Origin of the sequence: Rhodopseudomonas palustris (genome assembly GCF_007005445.1) — a bacterium.
Lineage (GTDB): Bacteria > Pseudomonadota > Alphaproteobacteria > Rhizobiales > Xanthobacteraceae > Rhodopseudomonas > Rhodopseudomonas palustris_G.
Genome location: NZ_CP041387.1, coordinates 4,612,813 through 4,631,791, shown reverse-complemented (window position 1 = coordinate 4,631,791; position 18,979 = coordinate 4,612,813). Strand labels below are relative to the sequence as shown.

Below are 18,979 nucleotides of genomic sequence, written 5' to 3'. Positions count from 1 at the left end.
GGAAAGTCGTTGCCATGCAGTCCCGTCGCCCCGTGATGCTCGTGATTCTCGATGGCTGGGGGTGGCGCGAGGACCCGGCCGACAACGCCGTGCTGCAGGCCAAGACGCCGACCTTCGACGCGCTGTGGGGCAACGGCCCGCATGCGTTTCTGCGCACGTCCGGCAAATCGGTCGGACTGCCAAACGGCCAGATGGGCAACTCCGAGGTCGGCCATCTCAACATCGGTGCCGGCCGCGTGGTGATGCAGGATCTGCCGCGGATCAGCGACGCCATCGCCAGCGGCGAGATCGAGCGGGCGCCGGGTTTGGTGACGTTCATCGAAAAATTGCGCGCCAGCGGCGGCACCTGCCACCTGATGGGCCTAGTCTCGCCCGGCGGCGTGCACTCGCACCAGGACCATGCCTGCGCCCTGGCCAAAATCTTGACCAAGGCCGGCGTGCCGACGGTGCTGCACGCCTTCACCGACGGCCGCGATACGCCGCCGAAATCCGCGGTCGACGACATCGTGCGGCTGCGCGCCGACCTGCCGCCGAATGTGCCGATCGCCACCGTCAGCGGCCGCTATTATGCGATGGACCGCGACAACCGCTGGGAGCGCGTGTCCAAGGCCTATGGGGTGATCGCCGATGCCGACGGGCCGCGGTTTGCGAACGCCGACGCGGTGATCGCGGACGGCTATGCGGCCGGGGTGAACGACGAGTTCATCGTGCCGGCCGTCGTCGGTGACTATCAGGGCATGCGCGATGGCGACGGCGTGCTGTGCTTCAACTTCCGCGCCGACCGGGTGCGCGAAATCCTCGCCGCCTTGCTCGACCCCGCTTTCGCCGGCTTCCCACGCAAGCAGGTGAAGAAGATCGCGGCCGCCGTCGGCATGACACAGTACTCGACCGCGCTCGATGCGCTGATGGGTACGATTTTCCCGCCGCAAAGCTTGGTGAATGGCCTCGGCCAAGTGGTCGCCGACGCCGGCCTGCATCAGCTTCGGATGGCGGAGACGGAGAAGTATCCGCACGTCACTTACTTCCTGAATGGCGGGGAGGAAGTGCCTTATCCGGGCGAAGACCGGATCATGGTGCCGTCGCCGAAGGTCGCAACCTACGATCTGCAGCCGGAAATGTCGGCGCCGGAGCTCGGCGATAAGGCCGTCGCGGCGATCGAATCCGGCAAATACGACCTGATCGTCCTCAACTTCGCCAATCCGGACATGGTCGGCCACACCGGCAGCCTGCCGGCGGCGATCAAGGCAGTCGAGACGGTCGACACCCAGCTCGGCCGTATCGTCGCGGCGATCCGCAACGCCGGCGGCGCGCTGCTGGTCACCGCTGACCACGGCAATTGCGAGATGATGCGCGATCCCGAGACCGGCGGGCCGCACACCGCGCACACCACCAATCCGGTGCCGGTGCTGCTGGTCGGCCACGACGGCCCGCTGTCCGACGGCCAGCTCTCCGATCTCGCCCCGACGCTGCTCAAGCTGATGGAGTTGCCGCAGCCGACCGAGATGACCGGCAAATCGCTGATCGGTTAGGATTAATTGAGCACAGCGCGCTGCCGAGGGCGGGCCGAACGGCCCCCTCAGGATGGCTCAACCAATCGGCGCAGACCTCAGATGTCGCCGAGGCCGAGCACATCGGCCATCGAGTACAGGCCGGGCTTCTGACCCCTGGCCCAGCGCGCCGCCGTCAGGGCGCCGTGGGCGAAGATCATGCGGTCTTCGGCCTTGTGGGTGAGTTCGATCCGCTCCGAGGCGCCGGCGAAGATGACAGTGTGATCGCCGGTCACGGTGCCGCCGCGCAGCGACGCGAAACCGATGTCACCGGGCTTGCGGGCGCCGGTGAGGCCGTCGCGGCCGCGCGCGGAGTGAGTGGCGAGGTCGATCTTACGGCCGGCCGCCACCGCTTCGCCGAGCAGCAGCGCCGTACCGGACGGCGCGTCGACCTTGGCGCGGTGATGCATTTCGACGATCTCGATGTCGAAGCTGTCGTCGAGCGACTGCGCCACGCGCTTGGCGATGGCGGCCAGCAGATTGACGCCGAGGCTCATATTGCCGGACTTCACCACCACGGCACGATTGGTGACGCTCTGGATCACCGCGTTGTCGGAGGCCGACAGTCCGGTGGTGCCGATGATATGGGCGATACCGCGCTGCGCCGCGATCGCCACATTGGCGATGGTCGCCTGCGGCACGGTGAAATCGACGATGCCGTCGGCATTCGCCGACAGCGACCACAGGTCGGCCGACAGCAGCACACCGTTGGCCGGCAGGCCGGCGAGGGTGCCGGCGTCCTGGCCGAGCAGCTCGGAATTCGGCGACTCGAGCGCGCCGGTCAGCACCACGCCGTCGGTCTCGCTGATGGCACGGGTCAACGCCCGGCCCATGCGGCCGCCGGCTCCGGCAACGATCAGGCGCATCTCGGACATCGGCTCAGCATCCTCATGTTGAACGCCGCCGTATAGCGGCCGGTCTGTGGCGCGGCAACTCGGAGACGGGCGGACAGCTCGGCTCCGCCGTGGGGATCAGGACGGCTGCGGACCGTCATACCCCTCGACGACGACGATCTCGCCTTCGGAGAATGGCGCCCGCGCTTTGATCAGCGCCTGATACTCCGGCGAGTTGTAGCAGGCCAGCGCGGTCTCGTAGTCCTTGAATTCGATCACAACGTTGCGGGACCGCGCCTGTCCCTCCTTGGCCTCGTAAGTGCCGCCGCGGGTCAGGAATTTGGCGCCGTATTTGGCGAACACCGCGCCGTTGTGGGCGACGTAATCGCGGCGGTAACCGTCGAGATCGTGCACATCGATCCGCCCCACCCAATAACCCTTCGGCATCTCTGAGCTCTCCCTTTGCCGTTCGTTATGATCCGCGTGCAGCGGCGATCTCGGCGACGATCGCATCCGCAGCGGCCTTGGGATCCGGCGCCTCCAGCACTGGCCGGCCGACCACCAGATGGCTGGCGCCGGCGGCGATCGCCCTGGCCGGCGTCATGATCCGCTTCTGGTCGCCCGCCGCGGCGCCGGCGGGGCGAATCCCCGGCGTCACCAGCGCCATCTCAGGCCCGACGATGCCGCGCAGATGGGCGGCTTCCTCCGATGAACACACCAGACCATCGACGCCGATCGCCAGCGCCTGCCGCGCCCGCGCTTCGACGAGATCCCGCACGCCGAACCGATAGCCGGCGTCGGCGAGGTCGTGGTCGTCGTAGGAAGTCAGCACCGTGACGGCGAGGATCTTGACCTTTGAGGAGCCGCGCGCTTCCACCGCGGCCTTCATGGTCTGCGGATAGGCATGGACCGTGAGAAAGCTGGCGCCGAGATGGCTCAGGCTTTCGACGCCGCGTGCGACGGTGTTGCCGATGTCGTGCAGCTTGAGATCGACGAACACTTGCTTGCCGGCGCCGACCAGCGCGCGGGCGAGCGGTAACCCGCCCGCATAAGCGAGCTGATAGCCGATCTTGTAGAAAGTGACGCTGTCGCCGAGACGGTCGACCATCGCCTCCGCAACGCGCAGATCGGGCAGATCGAGCGCGACGATCAGCCGGTCGCGGTCAGGGATGTCGGCTGTCGTCATGAACTCGTTACCTCATCATCTGCTGGGCGAAATCGATCAATTGCCGGACCATCGCCTGCAGGGCAGCGCTGTCGGCGGGGAGCTTGAGCCTGTCGTCGTCGTCGTAGGCCATGTGAGCGAACGACAGCGCGAGCTGATTGGGAATCACCGGTGCGCGGCAGCCGGTCAGAATCAGCCGCAGCGCGGCGAGGCAGCGGGCGCCGCCGAGCTTGCCTTCGGAAGCAGCGGCGAGCGCGAAGGCGCGGTCGCGAAATACCTGCCCCGGGGCTTCGTGCGGATCGGCGACCCGCGACACCCAGTCGATGGCATTTTTCAGCAGCGGCGGCGGCGCCGAATTATATTCGGGACTGACGATCAGCACGCCATGGTGCGCGCCGATCATCCGCTTCAGGCCGACGGCGTTCTTCGGCACGCCGGACTTTGCCTCGAGGTCGGCATCGTAGATCGGCAACGGATAGTCCGCGAGCGACAGCCACGTCGCGTCGACGTCGGCGCGCGCCAGTTCGCGCGCAGCGGCGGCGGCCAGCCGCACATTGTGCGAGCCGGTGCGCAACGAGCCGGGTATGATCAGGATCTTAACCGCGGACATGACCCGGTATCTCCCACTGCAAGCCTTCGATCAAGGCCGCCGGAATGATCTAGCGCCGGATGCTGTCAGGGAATGGAGGGGTAAGAGGAAGCGGAGCTGCCCGCGGCGCTCAGCGCTTGCGGTAAACCCAAACCCGCGCCGGCGGAACATTCATCCAGATCCGCTCGGAGGCTTCGGTGGCGACGCCGGACAGTGATTTCGGAATCGGAGGCGCAACCGAATAGGTGAACTGCACGAACGGCGCGCCGGGTTCGAGCAGATTGAAGGCATCGCGTATCAGTTTCATCCGCGTCAGCATCGGCTTGGTGACGAGCGGCAGCCCGGATACGACCGCAGTGGCGGGCACGTCGAGCGCATCCCACAGCGAGTCGCGCAGCCGATAGGCGTCGCCCTGCACCACCTTGGCCTGCGGAAACCGCTCACGCAGCAGTGCGCAGAACCCGGGATCGAATTCGAGCAGAACCAGACGCTTCTGGTCGACGCCATGCTCGACCAGAGCGCTGGTGATCGCCCCAGTACCCGGTCCGAGTTCGATCACCGGGCCGTTGGAATCGATATCGACGTAGCGCGCCATGGTGCGGGCCAACAGCCGGCCGGATGGCATCACGGCACCCATCCGCAACGGCTTCTCGATCCAAGAGCGCAGAAAGCGGACCTCGTCGTCGAGCGGACGGGCCGGCTTCTTGAACGCGCGAACGGACGACTGCAAAGCCATTCAGCTACCAACCGGGAAAACGCGGCCCAGTGTCAAATTTTTGTTACATCCACAAGTATAGGCCGCTTCCCAAGCGGTCAAGTTAGACGACCGTCAGGGAGCGCTCGCACGCGAGCCAAAGAATTCTTTGACCTTGGAGAAGAAACCCACGGCTTCGGGCTGGGTTTCACCCGACGACAATTTTTCGAACTCGGCCAGCAGTTCTTGCTGTTTCTTGGTCAGGTTCTGCGGGGTTTCCACCACCACCTGGACGTACATGTCGCCGACCTGCCGGGAACGCAGCACAGGCATTCCCTTGCCGCCGATCCGGAAGCGTCGCCCGGTCTGAGTGCCGCTCGGCACTTTGACCTTGGTCTTGCCGCGGTCGATGGTCGGGACTTCGAATTCGCCCCCGAGCGCCGCCGTGACCATCGAGATCGGCACCCGACAGTGCAGATCGGCGCCATCGCGCTGGAAGATGGCGTGATTGGCGAGCGACAGGAAAATGTAGAGATCGCCGGGCGGACCGCCGCGCAACCCGGCTTCGCCTTCCCCGGCGAGCCTGATCCGAGTGCCGTCTTCGACGCCCTGCGGAATGTTGACCGACAACGTCCGCTCCCGCGTGACCCGGCCGGAGCCGGTGCAGGACGGGCAGGGATCCTCGATGGTCTGGCCGCGGCCCTGGCAGCTCGGGCAGGTGCGTTCGAGCGTGAAGAAGCCCTGGGCCTGGCGAACCCGGCCGGCGCCGCCGCAGGTCGAGCAGGTCTTCGGTTTGGTGCCGGCCTTGGCGCCGGTGCCGGAGCAAGCCTCGCAGGTCACCGAGACCGGAATTTCGATCTGCGCGGTCTTGCCCTTGAAGGCATCCTCGAGCGTGATCTCCATATTGTAGCGCAGGTCGGCACCGCGCTCGCGCCCGGTGCCACGGCCGCGCTGGGAGGCCATGCCGAACAGATCTTCGAAGATGTCGGAGAACGAGGAGGCGAACCCCGTACCGAAGCCGGCGCCGCCGCCGAAGCCGCCCTGCTCGAAGGCGGCGTGTCCGTAGCGGTCGTAGGCGGCGCGCTTATCACCGTCCTTGAGCACTTCGTAGGCTTCGTTGATCTCTTTGAACTTGATCTCGCACTGCGGATCGCCCGGATTGCGGTCCGGGTGCCATTTCATCGCGAGCTTACGAAAAGCGCTTTTCAGCGTCGAATCGTCGGCGTTGCGCTCGACTTCGAGGGTTTCGTAGTAGCAACGCTTGGTGGTGGACATCCGTCAAACCTGCTGGAATTCGACCCGTTCAGCGCCGGGCTCGTGCAGCTTTCATGCCGGTGAAAGACGATCCGAGGGAGCGCCCGCCACGGCCGGCGACCAGCCCCGAACCGGGATCGGCACGCCTTACAAGACAACCCCCACCTGATGACCGCGGATGGCGTTCGTCAGATGGGGGCATGGTCCTCGTCGCGAAGTCTCCGTCGGAGGTGACTTACGCCGACTTCTTCTTGTCGTCGTCGACTTCGGTGAATTCCGCGTCGACCACGTCGTCCTTGCCGGCCTGCTGAGCGCCGCCGCCGGCTTCGGCCTGCTTGTACATCGCTTCGCCGAGCTTCATCGAAGCCTGCGCAAGGGTGTTGCTCTTGGCCTTGATTGCCTCGGCATCATCGCCCTTCAGCGCTTCACGCAGATCGCTGAGCGCGTCCTCGATGCTGCGGCGCTCGCCTTCGTCGATCTTCGAACCGTGCTCGGCCAGAGCCTTCTCGGTGGAGTGCACCAGCGCGTCGGCGTGGTTCTTGGCGTCGACCGCCTCGCGGCGCTTCTTGTCCTCGGCCGCGTTGGCTTCGGCGTCCTTGACCATCTTGTCGATCTCGGAGTCGGACAGACCGCCAGAAGCCTGGATGCGGATCTGCTGCTCCTTGCCGGTCGCCTTGTCCTTGGCCGAGACGTTGACGATGCCGTTGGCGTCGATGTCGAACGTCACCTCGATCTGCGGCATGCCGCGCGGTGCCGGCGGAATGCCCATCAGGTCGAACTGACCGAGCATCTTGTTGTCGGCCGCCATTTCACGCTCGCCCTGGAAGACCCGGATGGTGACCGCGTTCTGATTGTCTTCGGCGGTCGAGAACACCTGGCTCTTCTTGGTCGGGATCGTGGTGTTGCGATCTATGATGCGGGTGAACACGCCACCCAGCGTCTCGATGCCCAGCGACAGCGGGGTGACGTCGAGCAGCAGCACGTCCTTGACATCGCCCTGCAGCACGCCGGCCTGAATCGCCGCGCCGATCGCCACGACTTCGTCCGGGTTGACGCCCTTGTGCGGCTCCTTGCCGAACAACTGCTTCACCACCTCCTGGACCTTCGGCATGCGGGTCATGCCGCCGACCAGCACCACTTCGCTGATCTCACCGGCGGTGAGGCCGGCATCCTTCAGCGCCTTGCGGCACGGCTCGATGGTCTTCTGCACCAGATCGTCGACCAGCGCTTCGAACTTGGCGCGGGTCAGCTTCATGGTCAGATGCTTCGGACCGGACTGGTCCGCAGTGATGAACGGCAGGTTGATCTCGGTCTGCGTCGTCGACGACAGCTCAATCTTGGCCTTTTCGGCGGCTTCCTTCAGGCGCTGCAGCGCAAGCTTGTCCTTGCGCAGGTCGATGCCCTGCTCCTTCTGGAATTCGTCGGCGAGGTAGTTGACCAGACGCATGTCGAAGTCTTCACCGCCGAGGAAAGTGTCGCCGTTGGTCGACTTCACCTCGAACACGCCGTCGCCGATCTCCAGGATCGAGACGTCGAAAGTGCCGCCGCCGAGGTCGTACACCGCGATGGTGCCGGTCTTGGCCTTGTCGAGACCGTAGGCCAGCGCGGCCGCGGTCGGCTCGTTGATGATGCGCAGCACTTCGAGACCGGCGATCTTGCCGGCGTCCTTGGTGGCCTGGCGCTGGGCGTCGTTGAAGTACGCCGGAACGGTGATGACGGCCTGATCGACCTTCTGGCCGAGATGGGCTTCCGCGGTCTCCTTCATCTTCTGCAGAATGAAGGCCGAGACCTGCGAAGGCGAATAGGTCTTGCCGTCGGCTTCGACCCAAGCGTCGCCGTTCGAGGCCTTGACGATCTTGTAGGGGACGAGGCCCTTGTCCTTTTCGACCATCGGGTCGTCGTAGCGGCGGCCGATCAGGCGCTTCACCGCGAAGAAGGTGCGCTCGGGATTGGTGACCGCCTGACGCTTCGCCGGCTGGCCGACCAGACGCTCGCCGTCGTCGGTGATCGCGACGATCGACGGGGTGGTGCGCATACCCTCGGCGTTCTCGATGACTTTGGCAGACTTACCATCCATTACGGCGACGCACGAATTCGTGGTGCCAAGGTCGATACCAATGACCTTTCCCATGGTGTTCACATCCTTCTTTTTGCGGCGAGTTGGACGGGCCCTGACGGCGCACCGGTCCAAACCCCCAAGAAAATTCAATTGCTCGCGATTTGGCGGCGGTGAGCCTGATATAGGAGGGGGGGTCGGGTCCGCAAGGACCGTTGCGGCGTTTCGATCACGAAATCATGGGCTTTACGAATCGTTACGAAACACCGCGTTAGCGCGCTGCAGTGCAGCTTGCGGGGTCGGCGCCGGCAGCGCATCATCGAGGTTGCCGACCGACCGATTTGCCGCGCCCCGGCGGTCGATGCCCCACCAAACAACGGCCTCAATGCGGCCTCAGGACACTCGCCATGAGACAGATAGCGCGCCTGTTTGCGATTGCCCTGCTGTCGGTCGCCGCGACCCATGCGGTGGCTGCCGACACGGTCTACCCACGCGGCATCCGGGTCGGCATCGTGCCGATGCCAGGGCTGACCCAATCCAATGCCTTCCTGGGCTTTGAATCCGACGACCACGGCGTCAAGGTGCTGGTCTCGGAGCTGCCGGGCCCGGCCTTCGAAAAGGTCGATGCCGCGTTCAAAGCGGCGCCCGAGGGCTCGCTCGGCAACGTCAAGCCGGAGAAGATCGAGACTCCCGCCGGCAGCGGCTATTTCACCGCCGAGGACGCCGTGATCGGCCCCGACAAGGTCCGTCGCTACTCGATGATCGTGCCGGGCAGCAAGCTGTTTTCCGGGTACGTCGCGGTGCAGGTCGCCGCTGTCAAATCCGAGACGTATTCGGACGAGGCGGTCAAGAAGATGCTGGCATCGGTCTCGGTCCGCCAGCAGGTGCCGGCCGACGAGCAGATCGCCCAGATGCCGTTCAAGGTCCGCGAGCTCGGAGATTTCAAGACGGTGCGGACGCTGGCGCCCGGCGTCGCGCTGCTGCTGACCGACGGCAACGAGGAGGCGGTCGAGACCGGACCGTTCATGGTGCTGGGGTTGATCGGCTCGGTGCCTGAAAAGACCGACGACCGCGCCCGCTTCGCCCAGCAGGCCGCCGAAGCGATTCCCGGACTACGCGACGGCAAGATCACCATGTCGGAGCCGATGCGGATCGACGGCGCCCAGGGATTCGAGACCCGGATCACCGGCGTCAGCGGCAAGGACAATACGCCGGTGACCGTGGTGCAATGGCTGCGCTTCGGCAGCGCCAATGTGGCGATGCGGGTGATCGGTTCGTCACCGAAGGAGCAGTGGGCGGAGGCCTTTCCGCGCTTCCGCAAAGTGCGCGACGGACTGCAGCCGCGCTGATCGGCACCGAACGACGTACGCAACCGCGCGCCGTTTGTTCTCTCAGACCATTTGTTGAGCCTGGCGAGCGGTGCGGCTCCGGCACGGGCCGAAGCCGCGAATCGAATCAGCCGGCGTTGCCGGCCTCGGTGCCGCCGTCGCTTGGCGCAGCCTTGGCGCCGCCCTTGGCCACTCCGACCAGCGCCGGGCGCAGCACCCGTTCGCCGATCGTGAAGCCGGCCTGTACCACCTGCACAACGGTGCCGGCCGGCACCGACGGATCCGGCACTTCGTACATCGCCTGCTGGAAATTCGGATCGAACTTCTGGCCCTTAGGGTCGAACTTCTTGACGCCGTTTTTTTCCAGCGCGTTGAGCAGCGAGCGCTCGGTCAGCTCGACACCCTCGATCAGGGCCTTGAGGCCGGGCTCGGCGTTGGCGCGGGCGTCGGCCGGCACCGCATCGAGCGCGCGCTGCAGATTGTCGGCGATATCGAGCACGTCGCGCGCGAACGACGTTACCCCGTAGGTACGGGCGTCTGCGACCTCCTTCTGGGTCCGCCTGCGCAGGTTCTCCATCTCGGCCAGCGTGCGTAGCATCTTGTCGCGCGCATCCGCAGCCTCGCGCACCAGGGCCTCGTTCGATCCTTCTTCCGGGTCGTCCGGCATGATGTACGGCTTGGAAACGACCGGATCGGCGGCGGCCTGCGCCGTGTCCTGGTTGTTGTCCTTCTGTCCATCAGTCTCGGTCATCACGCTACCTTCTTGAAAAATCTCTGGATCGTTACGGGAGAGCTGGCCGGGATATCGTGGTTTGCGGCGCGAAAATCAAGTTTCGGAAAATCAGCCGCCCAGCATCCGGCTGACGATCCGCGCGGTGTAATCGACCATCGGGATCACCCGCGCATAGTTCAGCCGGGTCGGCCCGATCACGCCGAGCACGCCGACGATGTGGCCGGCCCCGTCGCTGTAAGGCGCGATGATGGTGGACGAGCCCGACAGCGAGAACAGCTTGTTCTCCGAGCCGATGAAGATCCGGACGCCGTCGGCGCTTTCGGCGCGGCCGAGCAGATCGATCACCCCGCGCTTGGTCTCGAGATCGTCGAACAATAGCCGCACCCGCTCCAGATCGTCGAGCGCATGCAGGTCTTCGAGCAGATTGGCGTGGCCGCGCACGATCAATTGCCGGTCGTCGCCGTCGCCGCCCGACCAGCTCGCGACGCCGGCCGCGATGACCTTCTGGGTGAGCTGATCCAGTTCAGCCTTGTTCTGGACCATCAGCGATTCGAGCTCGAGCCGCGCCTCCGCCAACGTCCGGCCCCGGATCCTCGCGTTAAGATAATTGGCGGCCTCCACCAGCGCCGACGACGGCACACCCGGCGGCAGCGTCAGCACACGATTTTCGACCTGACCGTCTTCGGCCACCAGAATCACCAGCGCCCGCTCCGGCTCCAGCCGAACGAATTCGATGTGCTTGAGCCGGACATTGGCCTTTGCGGTCAGCACCACCGCGGCGGCCCGCGTCAGGCCGGACAGCCGTGTCAACGCCTCGCCGAGCGCGGCTTCGACCGTGTGGGCCCGCCCCACTGACGAAAGCTGCGCCTGGATCGACTGCCGCTCCGGCTCGGTCAGGTCGCCGACCTGCATCAGGGCGTCGACGAAGAATCGCAGACCGAGTTCGGTCGGCAACCGGCCGGCCGAGGTATGCGGGGCGTAGATCAGGCCGAGCTGTTCGAGATCGGCCATCACGTTGCGCACCGAAGCCGGCGACAGCGGGACGGAAATCAGACGGGAAATGTTGCGGGAGCCGACCGGCTCACCGGTCGCGAGATAGCTTTCGACGATCTGACGAAATATCTCCCGCGAGCGCTCGTTGAGCTGGGCAAGGCCGGCATTGGGCGCGATCAGGCCGATCGGGTCGTGCTGAACCAAATTCTCCTCCGTGATCCGCTTAATCTGTCGTCGCTTCCGTCGAGTTACAAGCGGTCAGCGCCGGGTTGCCGGCCGCAACCCTTGCCGCTGCGGCTGCGGCCCCCTAAAAGCACCGCAACGTTGATTTTTCCCCCCGCAATAGATGGAGGTCCCCATGCGGCCGAGCCGCCGTGCGCCCGACGAATTGCGCGCCGTGTCGCTGGAACGCGGCGTGGTCAAATACGCCGAGGGCTCCTGCCTGGTGAAGTTCGGCGACACCCATGTGCTGGTGACCGCCACCCTGGAAGAACGGCTGCCGCCGTGGCTGAAGGGCCAGGGCCGCGGCTGGGTGACGGCCGAATACGGCATGCTGCCGCGTGCCACGCTGGAACGCACCCGGCGCGAGGCTTCGGCCGGCAAGCAGAATGGCCGCACCGTGGAGATTCAGCGCCTGATCGGCCGCTCGCTGCGCACCATCGTCGATCTTGAGGCGCTCGGAGAGCGCCAGATTACGGTCGATTGCGACGTGCTGCAGGCCGATGGCGGCACCCGCACCGCCTCGATCACCGGCGCCTGGGTCGCGCTCGCCGACTGCCTGAACTGGATGAAGGCTCGCAACATGATCAAGACCCAGGTGCTCCGCGACAATGTCGCGGCGATCTCCTGCGGCATCTACAACGGCACCCCGGTGCTGGATCTCGACTATGCCGAGGACTCCGAGGCCGAGACCGACGCCAATTTCGTGATGACCGGCGACGGCCGCCTGGTCGAGGTGCAGGGCACCGCAGAGCGCACGCCGTTCTCGCAGGACGAGTTCCTCAAGCTGATGGCGCTCGCCCAGAAGGGCGTCGCCAGGCTGGTGGATCTGCAGAAAATGGCGGTGGGGTGAGTCATTCCTGCAACCTCTTCGCAGCGCGCGCTGAGCTAGGCTGACACCGCTATGCATCGTCGAATCACCGGTAAGCTCATGATCGCCACCCATAATCCCGGCAAGCTGGCCGAGATGCGCGAGCTCTTGGCTCCTTACGGCATCGAAGCGATCTCCGCCGGCGAGCTCGGCCTCGCCGAGCCGGACGAGACCGGCGACAGCTTCCAGGCCAATGCCCGGATCAAGGCCGAAGCCGCCGCCAGGGCCGCGCAACTGCCGGCGTTTGCCGACGATTCCGGACTGGCAGTCGATGCGCTCGGCGGTGCCCCGGGAATATATTCCGCACGCTGGGCCGGCGAGACTAAGGATTTCGGCGCTGCCATGGCGCAGATCGAACGGCTGCTGCAGGAACGCGGCGCCACCGCGCCGGAGCGGCGCACCGCGCATTTCGTGTCGGCGCTGTGTGTGGCCTGGCCTGATGGGCACGTCGAGGAGGTCGAGGCGCACGCCGGCGGTACTTTAGTGTGGCCACCGCGTGGGACAGCCGGGTTCGGCTACGATCCGATTTTCCTGCCCGACGGGCACGACCGAACCTTCGGCGAGATGACCAGCGTCGAGAAGCACGGCCTGCCGCCGCTCGGCCTCGGCCTGTCGCATCGCGCCAAGGCGTTCGTCAAACTGGCGGAGATCTGCCTTGCGGGCTAGCCCCGATCCAGCTTTCGGCGTTTACGTGCACTGGCCGTTCTGCCTGTCGAAGTGCCCGTATTGCGACTTCAACAGCCATGTCCGCCACGCCGCGATCGACGAGGAGCGGTTCGCCCGCGGCTTCGCGCGCGAGATCGCCACCACCGCGGAGCGGATCGGTCCGCGCCAGGTCAGCTCGATCTTCCTGGGCGGCGGCACGCCATCCCTGATGCAGCCTTCGACCGTGGCGGCGATCCTCGACGCCATCGCCCGGCACTGGCACGTCGAACCGGATGCAGAAGTCTCGCTCGAGGCCAATCCGACCAGCGTCGAGGCGACGCGTTTTCGCGGCTATCGGGCGGCCGGCGTCAACCGGGTCTCGCTCGGCGTGCAGGCGCTCGACGACGCCTCGCTGAAGGCGCTCGGACGGCTGCATTCGGCCGAAGAAGCCATCAATGCGGTGGCGATCGCCAAGTCGGCGTTCGACCGCTACTCGTTCGATCTGATCTACGCACGCCCCGGCCAGACCGCGGCGATGTGGGAAGCCGAACTGCGCTATGCGATCGGCGAGGCCGCCGAGCATCTGTCGCTGTATCAGCTCACCATCGAGCCCGACACGCCGTTCTATTCCCTGCACAAGGCCGGCAAACTGCCGACGCCGGACGAGGCCGAAGCACGGGCGTTGTACGACGTCACTCAATCAGTGTGCGCGGAACTCGGCCTGCCGGCCTACGAGATTTCCAACCACGCCCGCCCGGGCGCAGAGTGCCGGCATAATCTGATCTACTGGCGCGGCCAGGAATATGCCGGGATCGGCCCCGGCGCCCACGGCCGGCTCGATATCGGCGCGGTGCGCTACGCCACCGCGACCGAGAAACGCCCCGAGAGCTGGCTGATGCGGGTGGAAGCCACCGGCCACGGGCTGATCGCCGACGAACGCCTCACCAGCGAAGAGCGCGCCGACGAATTTCTGCTGATGGGGCTGCGGCTCGCCGAGGGCATCGATCCGCGGCGCTATCAGGCGCTGTCGGGACGGCCGCTCGATCCATCGCGGATCGCGCTGCTGCGCGAAGAGGGCGCGATCGCGGTCGATGCCGACGGCCGGTTGCGCGTGACGCAAGAGGGCTTCCCGGTGCTCGACGCCGTGGTGGCCGATCTGGCGGCGTAGTCCGCACCCCAGGTGTGGTTCCCGGGGCGCACCGGCGAGGTGCGAACCCGGAACGAGATGAGACCGCGCTACGCTCCAAAACTCTTCGGCGAGCCGGCGACGGCCTGCGCGCCGCCGGTAGCGACCTTCATGACCGCCAAGCCGCGCTCGTTGGTACCGTCGGCCCTGAACCGGAACAGCCCATCGATGCCGGCGAAGCCGGACGGGTTCGTCAGCGTTTCGCTCGAGAACCGCTGCGGACCCTGGGTCCGTGACAGCGCCGCCACCAGCGCCACGCCGTCATAGGCGAGCGTCGCGGTGCGGACCGGATCCTGGCCGTAGCGGGTGCGATACCGGCCCGAAAACGCTCGGAAGCCGGACGGGTCGGGCGCCGCGAACAGGCCGCCCTGCAGCGCCGGGGTCGAGAACACCCGCGGATTGTCCCACAGCCCGGTGCCGAGAAGCTGCACGCGCTTCAAATCGGCCCCGGAGGCGGTCAGCGTCTCAGCGATGCCGGCCAGCGCGTCGCCGTCGTCGGCGAGCAGCAGTGCATCGGCATTGCCGAGCGAGGCGGCGATCGAGCGCGCCGGGCCACTGCGATCGGCGCCGTACTTCTCGAACGCGACGATCCTCCCGCCCTTCTGGTTGGCGATCTGCTTGAAGGCGGCCTCGACCACCGACCCGTAGGCATTGTCCGGCAGCAGCGCCGCGTAGGAACGCTTGCCGATGCTGCCGGCGTAACCGACGATCCGGTTGACGTCGGATTCCGGCAGGAAGCTCAGCAGATAGACGCCGCGGCCGGCAACGCTGGAATCGGTCGAGAACGCGATCACCGTGACGCCACGGGCCCGTGCCGCCTGCGCGGCCGCCGGAACCGATTGCGCGAACAACGGCCCGAGAATGATTTCGGCGCCTTCGTCGAGGGCCTGCTGGGTCGCCGACTGGGCGCCGAGCGGATTGCCGCCGTCGTCCTTGATCAGCAACTGAACGTCGGGATTGTGGAATTCAGCCAGCGCCATCTCGGCGGCATTCTTCATCGACTGGGCGGCGACACCGGCATTGCCGGGTGCCGACAGCGGCAGCACCAGCCCGACCTTGACCCGGCCGTTGCCGACCGCAGTCGGCTGCTGAGCGGGCCCGGTCGCCGGCTGCGACTGGCCGAACCGGTCGCTCAGGGTCTGCTGGACGCCGGAGCAGGCGCTCAGCAGCGGGGCCCCGAGGATCAGGCCCAGTGCGGCGCGGCGTGTGGTTCGCAACGGTTTCGTGTGTGGATCGTGCAAGCTTCCCATGCCATCTCTTGCGGCGGTCCGGCGCAGCGCCGGATCCCGTGTCGTCTTCCGAACGATCGGCCCGCGGGGGCTTTCGCCGGAGATTTCATCACAATGTCGGCCAATGATTAACCGGGCCAATAGGTCTATGCTGGTTAGCGGCGCCGGACAAATCACTGTGCCGTCGTTTTCGATCATCCCGCCTCGTTCATGCCCTCCAGGATGACCATCAAGCCGGTCCGATGCGCGTCAAACCACAGATCTCCGTCCCGTCGTCCGACCCATCGGAGCCCGACGCGCGAACCTTCCTGATCGCCGGGCAGCGTCTGGTCGCACCGCGCGCGACGCCCGGTCTGCATCTGGTGGCGACGCCGATCGGCCATCTCGGCGATATCACCTTGCGTGCGCTGGAAACACTGGCCGGCGCCGATCTGATCGCCTGCGAAGATACACGAATCACGCATCGCCTGCTCGAACGATATGGCATCTCGGCGCGGCTGAAACCGTATCACGAGCACAATGCCGCGCAGGCGCGGCCGAAGCTCCTCGAAATCCTAGGCCAGGGCGGTTCTGTCGCACTGGTGTCCGACGCCGGCACGCCGCTGATTTCCGATCCCGGCTACAAGCTGGTGCGCGACGTGTACGCTGCCGGACACCAAGTAATCAGTTTGCCGGGCCCCTCCGCCGTCATGGTGGCGTTGACGCTCGCCGGGCTGCCGACGGATCGGTTCTTCTTCGGCGGCTTCCTGCCGCCCAAACAGGGCGCTCGCCGCGCCCGCCTCGCCGAGCTTGCGGCGATCGACGCGACCCTGGTGCTGTTCGAAGCCGGCAGCCGGATTCAGAACGCGGTGCGCGACCTCGCCGATCTGCTCGGCGAGGCGCGCGAAGCGGCGATCTGCCGCGAACTCACCAAGCTGCACCAGGAGGTGCGCCGCGCGCCGCTGGCCGAACTCGCAGCGCTAGCCGACGAGATGGAGACCCGTGGCGAGTTCGTGGTGGTGATCGCGCCGCCCGATCCGGCCGCGCAGGTGATGAGCGACGACGCGCTCGATCGCTGGCTGGAGGAGGCATTGACTCGGCACAGCGTCAAGGATGCGGTGGCGCAGGGCGTCGAACTTTCGGGCCGGCCGCGGCGCGACATCTACGCGCGCGCGCTCGCCCTGGCACGACGCCGCGAGACCGACGATGGCTAAGATCGAGCCCTCGCGCCGGTCGGTCCTGGCGCGACTCGCCGCGTTCCGGACCGGGTTGTCGGCCGAAGCCAGCGCGGCCGATTATCTCGAACGGCAGGGCTACCGCATCCTGGCGCGTCGCTTCAAGGTCCGCTGCGGCGAGATCGACCTCGTCGCCCAGCGCGGCGCGCTGGTGGCGTTCGTCGAGGTCAAAGCGCGCCGCAATGTCGACGATGCCGCCTATGCGGTGACACCGCGGCAGCAGGCCCGCATCGTCGCGGCCGCCGAAGCGTGGCTGAGCCGCCATCCCGAACACGCGATGAGCGAGCTGCGCTTCGACGCCATTCTGATCTCGCCCGACACCGCGCCACGGCATCTGCCCGGCGCCTTCGACGCCACGCCGTGAGCCCGGCTGCTTGACCGGATCGCCGCGCCGCCGCATCGTCACCGCCCTGCCAACTCCGGAACACCCGACATGACATTGAAGGTCGCCGTCCAGATGGACCCCATCGCGCGGATCAACATCCGTGGCGATTCGACGTTCGCGCTGTTGCTCGAAGCACAGGCCCGCGGCCATTCGATCTCGTACTTCACGCCCGATAAATTGTCGCTGCGCGGCAACGAGGTGATCGCATCGGTGCAGAGCCTGAAGGTGCGCGATCAGGAGGGCGATCACTTCACGCTGGGCGAGCCTGCGCGCGTCGACATGCGCAGCTTCGACGTGGTGCTGCTGCGTCAGGATCCGCCGTTCGACCTTGCGTACATCACCTCGACGCATCTGCTCGAGCGCATCCACCCGCACACGCTGGTGGTCAACGACCCGGCCAGCGTCAGGAATGCGCCGGAGAAGCTGTTCGTGATGGACTTCACCGAACTGATGCCGCCGACGCTGATCAGCCGCGACAAGGACGAGATCAACGCGTTCCGGGCCGAGCACGGTGCGGTGGTGATGAAGCCGCTGCACGGCCACGGGGGCGCTGCGGTGTTTCGGGTGCTGCCGCAGGACATCAATTTCGGCTCGCTGTACGACATGTTCGCGGTCACCTTCCGTGAACCCTGGGTGATCCAGCGCTTCCTCCCGGAGGTGAAGCACGGCGACAAGCGCATCATTCTGGTCGATGGCGAGTTCGCCGGCGCCGTCAACCGCGTTCCGGCCGCCGACGATCTTCGCTCCAATATGGTCCGCGGCGGCGCCGCGGCGGCCACCGACCTGTCGCCGCGCGAGCAACAGATCTGTGCGGCACTTGGTCCGAAACTGCGCGAGCGTGGGCTGTTGTTCGTAGGTATCGATGTAATCGACGGCTACCTGACAGAGATCAACGTCACCTCGCCGACCGGAATCCGTGCAGTCGCCCGGCTCGGCGGCCCGGACATCGCAGCCAGGATCTGGGACGTCATCGCGGCGAAAAGGGCCTGACGGACCGGCGGGGGTGCGCGGCCTGGTTCGGCCCGGGCGCGCCGAACGTCCCTCTTGCCAGTCGGCCGCACTGGCCGCACAACTAAGCGGCGCGTCCACTATCCGAACAGCCGACGACTGCCGAGGCATCCGGCGCGTGGTGGATACCGCCGCGGTAAGCTATGGTGTGGTCGCTCGGTCGACGGCAGGCGAACCGGCCTCGCGCCCGGCAGTTATCGGATCGGAGGTTGCGGCAGCATGATCGTCGGCGAGGATCAGCTTTGGGGACGGCGCGCGCTCGAATTCGTCGATGCCGTCGAACGGCTGGATGCGCCGGCGCTGGTCAGCCAATTCGAGTCGCTGATCGCGAGCTGCGGCTTCACCGCCTACATCATAGCCGGACTGCCGTCGCGAAATGCCGGACTGCCGGAATTGACGCTGGCCAATGGCTGGCCGCGCGACTGGTTCGACCTCTACGTCAGCGAGAATTTCAGCGCGGTCGACCCGGTGCCGCGCCATGTCGCCAGCACGGTGCATCCGTTCGTCTGGTCGGAGGCGCCATACGACCGCGACCGCGATCCGGCCGCGCATCGGGTGATGACCCGCGCGGCCGAATTCGGCCTGGTCGAGGGCTATTGCATTCCGCTTCACTACGACGACGGCAGCGCCGCGATCAGCATGGCCGGCAAGGATCCTGATCTCAGCCCCGCGGCCCGGGGCGCGATGCAGCTCGTCAGCATCTACGCCCACAGCCGCCTGCGCACGCTCGGCCGGCCGAAGCCCGGCCGCCGCAACAAGCTCACCGCACGGGAATGCGAGATCCTGCAATGGGCCGCCCAGGGCAAGACCGCCTGGGAGATCTCGATGATCCTGTGCATCGCCGAGCGCACCGTGAAATTTCATCTGATCGAGGCGGCTCGCAAACTCGACGCGGCCAACCGCACCGCTGCGGTGGCCAAGGCGCTGACGCTTGGATTGATCCGGCTGTGACCTGTCCGATCGGACAGTAGTTCGGTTCCCGTTCGCACCTGCACAGTTCTCTCCCGCAGACCCCACTGCAGGAGGGAAA

Annotated in this window: 19 protein-coding genes; 9 read left to right on the top strand and 10 right to left on the bottom strand. The window is 66.4% G+C overall.

Annotated elements, in window-relative coordinates:
* Positions 1-14: 14 nt before the first annotated feature.
* A complete protein-coding gene (gene gpmI, locus FLL57_RS21390) occupies positions 15-1,529 on the top strand; it encodes a 2,3-bisphosphoglycerate-independent phosphoglycerate mutase (RefSeq protein ID WP_142883957.1) in 1,515 nt (504 codons plus the stop codon).
* A gap of 77 nt (positions 1,530-1,606) precedes the next feature.
* On the opposite strand, the gene dapB is transcribed toward gpmI, so the two are convergent.
* From dapB to dnaK, 7 genes are all read right to left on the bottom strand, one after another.
* Positions 1,607-2,422 carry a 4-hydroxy-tetrahydrodipicolinate reductase gene (gene dapB, locus FLL57_RS21385; protein ID WP_013500129.1) on the bottom strand — a complete coding sequence of 272 codons (816 nt, stop codon included), beginning with the start codon at positions 2,420-2,422 and terminating at the stop codon, positions 1,607-1,609.
* Between the two features lie 96 nt (positions 2,423-2,518).
* Positions 2,519-2,827: a DUF1330 domain-containing protein gene (locus tag FLL57_RS21380; RefSeq protein WP_013500130.1), complete on the bottom strand. Its 309-nt coding sequence runs from the start codon at positions 2,825-2,827 to the stop codon at positions 2,519-2,521.
* Between the two features lie 25 nt (positions 2,828-2,852).
* Positions 2,853-3,566 carry an orotidine-5'-phosphate decarboxylase gene (gene pyrF / locus FLL57_RS21375; RefSeq protein ID WP_013500131.1) on the bottom strand — a complete coding sequence of 238 codons (714 nt, stop codon included), beginning with the start codon at positions 3,564-3,566 and terminating at the stop codon, positions 2,853-2,855.
* Between the two features lie 7 nt (positions 3,567-3,573).
* On the bottom strand, positions 3,574-4,155 hold the full coding sequence (locus tag FLL57_RS21370; RefSeq protein WP_047308261.1) for an NADPH-dependent FMN reductase: 582 nt from the start codon (positions 4,153-4,155) through the stop codon (positions 3,574-3,576).
* Positions 4,156-4,264: 109 nt separating this feature from the next.
* Entirely contained in the window at positions 4,265-4,870 is a 606-nt protein-coding gene (locus tag FLL57_RS21365; protein ID WP_013500133.1) for a class I SAM-dependent methyltransferase, read from the bottom strand.
* Between the two features lie 93 nt (positions 4,871-4,963).
* The gene (gene dnaJ / locus FLL57_RS21360) at positions 4,964-6,103 is read right to left on the bottom strand and encodes a molecular chaperone DnaJ (protein WP_013500134.1); all 1,140 of its coding nucleotides are present in this window, start codon (positions 6,101-6,103) and stop codon (positions 4,964-4,966) included.
* Positions 6,104-6,317: 214 nt separating this feature from the next.
* Positions 6,318-8,213: a molecular chaperone DnaK gene (dnaK, locus tag FLL57_RS21355; RefSeq protein WP_013500135.1), complete on the bottom strand. Its 1,896-nt coding sequence runs from the start codon at positions 8,211-8,213 to the stop codon at positions 6,318-6,320.
* Positions 8,214-8,545: 332 nt separating this feature from the next.
* Between dnaK and FLL57_RS21350 the strand changes: the two genes are divergently transcribed.
* A complete protein-coding gene (locus tag FLL57_RS21350; protein ID WP_013500136.1) occupies positions 8,546-9,487 on the top strand; it encodes a hypothetical protein in 942 nt (313 codons plus the stop codon).
* A gap of 106 nt (positions 9,488-9,593) precedes the next feature.
* On the opposite strand, the gene grpE is transcribed toward FLL57_RS21350, so the two are convergent.
* Both grpE and hrcA read right to left on the bottom strand, forming a co-directional pair.
* Positions 9,594-10,217 (bottom strand): nucleotide exchange factor GrpE, encoded by a 624-nt coding sequence (gene grpE, locus FLL57_RS21345; protein WP_013500137.1) that lies wholly within the window; start codon positions 10,215-10,217, stop codon positions 9,594-9,596.
* Between the two features lie 90 nt (positions 10,218-10,307).
* Positions 10,308-11,396 carry a heat-inducible transcriptional repressor HrcA gene (gene hrcA / locus FLL57_RS21340; protein WP_013500138.1) on the bottom strand — a complete coding sequence of 363 codons (1,089 nt, stop codon included), beginning with the start codon at positions 11,394-11,396 and terminating at the stop codon, positions 10,308-10,310.
* A gap of 154 nt (positions 11,397-11,550) precedes the next feature.
* On the opposite strand from hrcA, the gene rph reads away from it, so the two are divergent.
* The 3 genes from rph to hemW are packed head-to-tail and all read left to right on the top strand — an operon-like array spanning position 11,551 to position 14,095.
* Positions 11,551-12,264: a ribonuclease PH gene (rph, locus tag FLL57_RS21335; protein ID WP_047308263.1), complete on the top strand. Its 714-nt coding sequence runs from the start codon at positions 11,551-11,553 to the stop codon at positions 12,262-12,264.
* A 51-nt stretch (positions 12,265-12,315) separates the two neighbouring features.
* Complete coding sequence (gene rdgB, locus FLL57_RS21330) at positions 12,316-12,948, top strand: RdgB/HAM1 family non-canonical purine NTP pyrophosphatase (RefSeq protein ID WP_142883956.1); 633 nt, start codon at positions 12,316-12,318, stop codon at positions 12,946-12,948.
* Entirely contained in the window at positions 12,938-14,095 is a 1,158-nt protein-coding gene (hemW, locus tag FLL57_RS21325) for a radical SAM family heme chaperone HemW (protein ID WP_142883955.1), read from the top strand. The genes rdgB and hemW overlap by 11 nt, the downstream gene beginning before the upstream one ends.
* 68 nt (positions 14,096-14,163) lie before the next feature.
* Here the strand turns inward: hemW and FLL57_RS21320 are convergent, their stop codons facing one another.
* Positions 14,164-15,363, bottom strand: a complete 1,200-nt coding sequence (locus FLL57_RS21320; protein ID WP_142883954.1) for a penicillin-binding protein activator — start codon at positions 15,361-15,363, stop codon at positions 14,164-14,166.
* 221 nt (positions 15,364-15,584) lie between these two features.
* Here FLL57_RS21320 and rsmI point away from each other — a divergent pair, with 221 nt between their 5' ends.
* From rsmI to FLL57_RS21300, 4 genes are all read left to right on the top strand, one after another.
* The gene (rsmI, locus tag FLL57_RS21315) at positions 15,585-16,535 is read left to right on the top strand and encodes a 16S rRNA (cytidine(1402)-2'-O)-methyltransferase (RefSeq protein WP_142883953.1); all 951 of its coding nucleotides are present in this window, start codon (positions 15,585-15,587) and stop codon (positions 16,533-16,535) included.
* The gene (locus tag FLL57_RS21310; RefSeq protein ID WP_013500144.1) at positions 16,528-16,920 is read left to right on the top strand and encodes a YraN family protein; all 393 of its coding nucleotides are present in this window, start codon (positions 16,528-16,530) and stop codon (positions 16,918-16,920) included. The genes rsmI and FLL57_RS21310 overlap by 8 nt, the downstream gene beginning before the upstream one ends.
* Positions 16,921-16,989: 69 nt before the next feature.
* The gene (gene gshB, locus FLL57_RS21305) at positions 16,990-17,931 is read left to right on the top strand and encodes a glutathione synthase (protein ID WP_142883952.1); all 942 of its coding nucleotides are present in this window, start codon (positions 16,990-16,992) and stop codon (positions 17,929-17,931) included.
* Between the two features lie 237 nt (positions 17,932-18,168).
* Positions 18,169-18,900 carry a LuxR family transcriptional regulator gene (locus FLL57_RS21300; protein ID WP_013500146.1) on the top strand — a complete coding sequence of 244 codons (732 nt, stop codon included), beginning with the start codon at positions 18,169-18,171 and terminating at the stop codon, positions 18,898-18,900.
* Positions 18,901-18,979 lie beyond the last annotated feature (79 nt).

Bases quoted from the DNA above. Each gene is read 5' to 3' on its own strand.
- gpmI (WP_142883957.1), top strand. From the start codon at position 15: ATGCAGTCCCGTCGCCCCGTGATGCTCGTGATTCTCGATGGCTGGGGG.
- dapB (WP_013500129.1), bottom strand. From the start codon at position 2,422: ATGTCCGAGATGCGCCTGATCGTTGCCGGAGCCGGCGGCCGCATGGGC.
- FLL57_RS21380 (WP_013500130.1), bottom strand. From the start codon at position 2,827: ATGCCGAAGGGTTATTGGGTGGGGCGGATCGATGTGCACGATCTCGAC.
- pyrF (WP_013500131.1), bottom strand. From the start codon at position 3,566: ATGACGACAGCCGACATCCCTGACCGCGACCGGCTGATCGTCGCGCTC.
- FLL57_RS21370 (WP_047308261.1), bottom strand. From the start codon at position 4,155: ATGTCCGCGGTTAAGATCCTGATCATACCCGGCTCGTTGCGCACCGGC.
- FLL57_RS21365 (WP_013500133.1), bottom strand. From the start codon at position 4,870: ATGGCTTTGCAGTCGTCCGTTCGCGCGTTCAAGAAGCCGGCCCGTCCG.
- dnaJ (WP_013500134.1), bottom strand. From the start codon at position 6,103: ATGTCCACCACCAAGCGTTGCTACTACGAAACCCTCGAAGTCGAGCGC.
- dnaK (WP_013500135.1), bottom strand. From the start codon at position 8,213: ATGGGAAAGGTCATTGGTATCGACCTTGGCACCACGAATTCGTGCGTC.
- FLL57_RS21350 (WP_013500136.1), top strand. From the start codon at position 8,546: ATGAGACAGATAGCGCGCCTGTTTGCGATTGCCCTGCTGTCGGTCGCC.
- grpE (WP_013500137.1), bottom strand. From the start codon at position 10,217: ATGACCGAGACTGATGGACAGAAGGACAACAACCAGGACACGGCGCAG.
- rph (WP_047308263.1), top strand. From the start codon at position 11,551: ATGCGGCCGAGCCGCCGTGCGCCCGACGAATTGCGCGCCGTGTCGCTG.
- rdgB (WP_142883956.1), top strand. From the start codon at position 12,316: ATGCATCGTCGAATCACCGGTAAGCTCATGATCGCCACCCATAATCCC.
- FLL57_RS21320 (WP_142883954.1), bottom strand. From the start codon at position 15,363: ATGGGAAGCTTGCACGATCCACACACGAAACCGTTGCGAACCACACGC.
- rsmI (WP_142883953.1), top strand. From the start codon at position 15,585: ATGCGCGTCAAACCACAGATCTCCGTCCCGTCGTCCGACCCATCGGAG.
- FLL57_RS21310 (WP_013500144.1), top strand. From the start codon at position 16,528: ATGGCTAAGATCGAGCCCTCGCGCCGGTCGGTCCTGGCGCGACTCGCC.
- gshB (WP_142883952.1), top strand. From the start codon at position 16,990: ATGACATTGAAGGTCGCCGTCCAGATGGACCCCATCGCGCGGATCAAC.
- FLL57_RS21300 (WP_013500146.1), top strand. From the start codon at position 18,169: ATGATCGTCGGCGAGGATCAGCTTTGGGGACGGCGCGCGCTCGAATTC.